The organism is Azospirillum sp. SYSU D00513 (genome assembly GCF_017356015.1).
GTDB lineage: Bacteria > Pseudomonadota > Alphaproteobacteria > Azospirillales > Azospirillaceae > Azospirillum.
Genome location: NZ_JAFIQV010000092.1, coordinates 1 through 5449, shown reverse-complemented (window position 1 = coordinate 5449; position 5449 = coordinate 1). Strand labels below are relative to the sequence as shown.

4 protein-coding genes are annotated in these 5449 nt (G+C 67.1%); 1 reads left to right on the top strand and 3 read right to left on the bottom strand.

The window, feature by feature from the left end; all coding sequences use genetic code 11:
* Window positions 1-123 precede the first annotated feature (123 nt).
* Entirely contained in the window at window positions 124-1077 is a 954-nt protein-coding gene (locus JUB11_RS32115) for a choline ABC transporter substrate-binding protein (RefSeq protein ID WP_207462879.1), read from the bottom strand.
* 312 nt (window positions 1078-1389) lie between these two features.
* Between JUB11_RS32115 and betI the strand changes: the two genes are divergently transcribed.
* Window positions 1390-1989: a transcriptional regulator BetI gene (gene betI, locus JUB11_RS32110; protein WP_207462878.1), complete on the top strand. Its 600-nt coding sequence runs from the start codon at window positions 1390-1392 to the stop codon at window positions 1987-1989.
* A 31-nt stretch (window positions 1990-2020) separates the two neighbouring features.
* Here betI and betA read toward each other — a convergent pair whose 3' ends face one another.
* Together betA and betB are read right to left on the bottom strand one after the other, a co-directional pair.
* Window positions 2021-3721: a choline dehydrogenase gene (gene betA, locus JUB11_RS32105; protein WP_207462877.1), complete on the bottom strand. Its 1701-nt coding sequence runs from the start codon at window positions 3719-3721 to the stop codon at window positions 2021-2023.
* 52 nt (window positions 3722-3773) lie between these two features.
* Window positions 3774-5243 carry a betaine-aldehyde dehydrogenase gene (gene betB, locus JUB11_RS32100; protein WP_207462876.1) on the bottom strand — a complete coding sequence of 490 codons (1470 nt, stop codon included), beginning with the start codon at window positions 5241-5243 and terminating at the stop codon, window positions 3774-3776.
* Window positions 5244-5449 lie beyond the last annotated feature (206 nt).

The window sequence follows — 5449 nt, the reverse complement described above, 5'->3', positions numbered from 1 at the left end:
GTTGCGCTTCACTTCGCTCGCCGTGATCAGCTTACGATGGGACTTGCACCCACAAGAGAACGCCCATGCTGGGCGCACCAAGAAAAAGGCCGGCCCCAATTGGGGACCGGCCTTCTTCCCGGCTCACTTGATGCCGAGCTTTGCCTTCACCGCCGGCAGGCCTTCCTTGCCGTCCAGCGTGGTCACGCCGGCCAGCCAGGCTTCCAGAACCTGCGGATTCTGCTTCAGGTAGGCCACCGCGGCGGCGTCGGCCTGCTTGTTGTTGTTCAGGATGTCGTCCATCACGGCGTTCTCCATCGCCAGCGTGAAGGACAGGTTCTGGAGGAACTTGCCGACGTTCGGGCATTCCGTCATGTAGCCCTTGCGCACGTTCGTGTAGATCGTGGCGCCGCCCAGGTTCGGCCCGAAATACTCGTCGCCGCCCGTCAGGTAGGTCAGCTCGAAGTTCTTGTTCATGGGGTGCGGCTCCCAGCCCAGGAAGACGACCCACTTCTTGGACCGGGTGGCGCGCCGGACCTCGCTGAGCATGCCGGCCTCGCTCGATTCGACCAGCTTGAAGTCGCCCAGGCCGAAGGCGTCCGCCTTGATCATCTTGTCGATGACGAGGTTGCCGTCGTTCCCCGCCTCGATGCCCAGGATCTTGCCGTCCAGCTTGTCCTTGAACTTGTCGATGTCGGCGAAGGACTTCAGCCCTTCGGCGGCGGCGTAGCTGGGCACAGCCAGCGTGTATTTGGCGCCTTCCAGGTTAGCGCGCACGACCTCGACCGCGCCCTCGTCAACCATCGGCTGGCTGATGCTCTCCATCGTCGGCATCCAGTTGCCGAGGAAGACGTCCAGCGACTTCGTCTTCATGCCGAGATAGACGACCGGCACCGACGAGATGTTGGTGACGGGCTGATAGCCGAGCCCTTCCAGGGTCTTCGAGGCCAGCGCGGTCGTCGCCGCGATGTCGGTCCAGCCCACGTCACCGAAGCGCACCGCCTTGCAGGAGGCCGGGTCCGCGGCCAGGGCCGCCGTGCCGGAGGCCAGCAGCATCGCGCCGGTCGCCAGGATGGTTCGCATCGCTTTCTTCGTCATGTCCAGCCTAATCCTTCTTCGGGAAGTCGTCCTGTTCGGTGCGGGGGCCGGCCCGCTTATCGTTCCGCCGCCGACCGCGCGGGGAACCGGCCGTCACACATGCGTGTTTCCGCCGGCCGCGGCAATTCAGCGGCTGCCCTCCTCCACTTTCCATCGGTATAGTATAGCCGAGCTTGCGCAAGAGGGGATTTTCATTGACCAAGGTGAGGATTGCGTACTTTGATCGGTCGTGCAATTAAAAAAATGACATCTTATTGACAGTAATGGACGTCTTTACGGCGTTCGAGTTACGACAACAGGGAAGCGAGCCGCATGCCAAAACTCGGGATGGAGCCGATCCGGCGCCAGCAGTTGATCGAGGCGACGATCACGTCGCTGGGTGAGCGGGGCTTTGCCGACACCACGATCCAGACGATCAGCCGTCAGGCCGGTGTTTCGCCGGGCATCATCCATCATTACTTCGGCGGCAAGGAGGAACTGCTGGTCGCGACGATGCGCAACATGCTCCTCCAACTGCGCAACGACGCGGTCGCCCGTCTCTCGGCCGCGGGAAGCCCGCGCGACCGGCTGGTGGCGGTGATCGACAGCAACTTCGATTCCCTCCAGTTCACGCCCCAGGTGATCAACGCCTGGCTGGGATTCTGGGCGCAGGTTCCGCATGTGCCGGCCCTGGCGCGGCTGCAACGGGTGAACAACCGCCGCCTCCATTCCAACCTGATGTACAGCCTGCGCGACCTTCTGCCGGCCGACCGGGCGGAGACGGTGGCGCGAGGGCTGGCCGCGATGATCGACGGGCTCTGGCTGCGCTCGGCCCTGACCGGCGCCGCCGACGCGGACCGCGCACGCGACATCGCCATCGACTTCCTGGACAGCCAGCTCTCCGCCAACCTCGCCGAAAGCGCCCTGCCCTGACGCCGGGATGCCGCCCGGCAGGGCCGGCGGCCTACTCGGCCGCCAGCGCCTCGCGGTCCAGGCGGCGGCGGGCCGGCGCCCCGTCGGCGACGTAGTAAGGCACGTCGGCGCGCGCCAGCGGCTTGCGGCCGCGGATCACGTCGGCCAGCTTCTCCGCCATCATGATGGTCGGCGCGTTCAGGTTGCCGGTGATGATCTGCGGCATGATCGAGGCGTCGATCACCCGCAACCCCTCCAGCCCATGCACCCGCGCCTGGCCGTCCACCACCGCCATGTCGTCCTCGCCCATGCGGTTGGAGCAGGACGGGTGATAGGCGGTCTCCGCGTGGGCGCGGACGAAGGCGTCCAGCTCCGCGTCCGTCCGCACATCCGCGCCGGGGCTCAGTTCCCGGCCACGGTAGGGATCCAGCGCCTTCTGCCGCATGATCTCGCGGGTGATGCGGATCGAATCGCGGAACTCCCGCCAGTCCTGGTCGGTGGACATGTAGTTGAAGAGGATGCTCGGCGCGTCGTTCGGGTTGCGCGAGCGCGCCCGGATCCGCCCGCGGCTCGGCGAGCGCATGGAGCCGACATGGGCCTGGAATCCGTGCGCCTTGATGGCGTTGGTACCGTTGTAGTTAATCGCCACCGGCAGGAAATGGTACTGGATGTTCGGCCATTCGAAGCTCTCGTCGGAGCGGATGAATCCGCCCGCCTCGAACTGGTTGCTGGCGCCGATCCCCCGGCCCAGGAACATCCACTGCGCGCCGATGGGCGGCTGGTTCCACCATTGCAGCGCCGGGTAGAGCGAGACGGGCTGGAGGCATTCGTACTGGAGATACATCTCCAGGTGATCCTGGAGGTTGGCGCCGACGCCCGGCACATCGGCGACCACCGGCACCTCCAGCTCGCGCAGCAGGTCCGACGGACCGACGCCGGAGCGCTGGAGGATCTGCGGCGAGGCGATGGCGCCCGCGCACAGCAGCACCTCGCGCCGGGCGTGGGCGGTCTCCGGAGTGCCGTTTTGCAGATAGGCGACGCCGACCGCGCGCTTGCCCGCGAACAGGATGCGGTCGGTCAGGGCGTGCGTGACGATGGTCAGCCCCGCCCGCCCCTTCGCCATGTCCAGATAGCCGCGCGCGGTGCTGGCGCGGCGGCCCTCCGGCGTGACGGTCCGGTCCATCGGGCCGAACCCCTCCTGGCTGTAGCCGTTCAGGTCATCGGTCCGCTTGTATCCGGCCTGTACCCCCGCCTCGACCATCGCGTTGAAGAGCGGGTTGTTGCCCGCCTTGGGCGTGGTGACGTGCACCGGGCCGTCACCGCCATGATAGTCGTTCGGCCCGATGTCGCGCGTCTCGGCCTTCTTGAAATAGGGCAGGCAGTCCAGGTAGCTCCAGCCCTCCAGGCCCGGCTGCTTGGCCCAGTGGTCGTAGTCCAGCGCGTTGCCGCGGATGTAGCACATCCCGTTGATCAGGGAGGACCCGCCGAGCCCCTTGCCACGCCCGCATTCCATGCGGCGGTTGTTCATGAAGGGCTCGGGCTCGGTCTGGTAGGCCCAGTTGTAGCGCCGCCCCTGGAGCGGAAAGGCGAGCGCCGCCGGCATCTGGGTGCGGAAGTCGAACCGGTAGTCCGGCCCGCCGGCCTCCAGCAGCAGGACGCTGACGCCCTCGTCCTCCGTCAGCCGAGCGGCCAGCACGTTGCCGGCCGAGCCCGCGCCGATGACGATGTAATCGTATTCCCTGGCCTTGCTCATGATGCCCTGCCCTGCTGCGCGTTGGGGGTGACGGATGGAAAGCTAAGCCCCGTCAGAAGACCGAGCCGTAGTCTCCCAGCTCGACCTGGATGGACTTGGTCCGGGTGTAGTGGGCCAGCGTCGCGATGCCGTTCTCGCGGCCGATGCCCGACTGCTTGTAGCCGCCGACCGGCATCTCCGCCGGGGACTCGCCCCAGGCGTTGATCCAGCAGATGCCCGCCTCCAGCCGGTGGATGACCCGGTGGGCGCGGCTGAGGTCCCTGGTCACCAGCCCGGCGGCCAACCCGTAATGGGTGGCGTTGGCGCGGCGGATGACCTCCTCCTCCTCTTCGTAGGCGAGGATGCTCATCACCGGCCCGAAGATCTCCTCGCGCACGATGCCCATCTCGTCCCGGCAGTCGGTGAAGACCGTCGGCTGGACATAGGCTCCCTCGGCGAGCCCGGCTCCCGTCGCCCGGCCGCCGCCGGCCAGCAGCCGCGCGCCTTCGGCCTTGCCGGACTCGATGAAGCGCAGGACCTTTTCCATGTGCGGGAAGCTCGCCAGCGGACCCATGTTGGTGTCCGGGTCCATGGGGTCGCCCAGCCGGATGCGCGCGACGCGCTCGGCGACCTTCGCCTCGAAGGCCTCCTTGATGGCGCGGTGGACGAAGACCCGCGTGCCGTTGGTGCAGACCTGGCCGGAGCTGTAGAAGTTCGCCATCATGGCGATGTCCGCCGCGCGGTCGATGTCGGCGTCGGGGAAGACGATCAGCGGCGACTTGCCGCCAAGCTCCATCGTCACCTCCTTCAGCGACGAGCCGCCGGCCGAGGCCATGACCTTCTTTCCGGTCTCTACGCCGCCGGTGAAGGAGACCTTCGCGATCTCCGGATGCTCGGCGAGCATCGCGCCGACGCGCCCGTCGCCCTGCACCACGTTGAAGACACCGTCCGGAAGCCCGGCCTCCGTGTAGATGGCCGCGAGCTTCAGCGCGCTCAGCGGGGTGACCTCGCTCGGCTTGAAGATCATGGCGTTGCCGGCGGCCAGCGCCGGGGCCGACTTCCACAGCGCGATCTGGATCGGGTAGTTCCAGGCGCCGATCCCGGCCACCACGCCCAGCGGCTCCTGCCGGGTGTAGACGAAGGAGGTCGGACGCAGCGGGATCTGCGTGCCCTCGATGGCGGTCGCGAGGCCGGCATAATATTCAAGCACGTCGGCGCCGGTGACGATGTCCACGTAGCGCGTCTCGCTCAGCGGCTTGCCGGTGTCCAGCGTTTCCAGCTCCGCCAGCTCGTCGTTGCGCGCGCGCAGGATCTCCACCGCGCGGCGCAGGATTCGGGAGCGCTGCATGGCGGTCATCGCCGCCCAGACCGCCTGCCCTTCCAGGGCGCTCGCCACCGCGCGGTCAATGTCGGCGCGGGAGGCCTGCTGCACCTCCGCCAGGATCTCCCCGTTCGCCGGGTTGACCGTCGTGAAGGCGGCCCCGCCCTGCGCGTCCGCCAGGCGACCGTGAATGTAGAGCTGCTGCTGTTCGAACCTGGCCATTTCGCCCCCGCCTTGCGTCCGTCCGGAACCGCCGCGCCATGACCGACGGCGGGACGGCGGAACATTCTGTTCATCATCCTACGCATTTATATTGGACGTTCAACCAAAAACCCAAAGGGTGTCGCTAACACGTGATGTGTCCGGAGTTTGTAGCAAGTGATCTGTCCGGCCTTAGGCTCTGCCGAACGAAGGGGGCGGGGATGGGG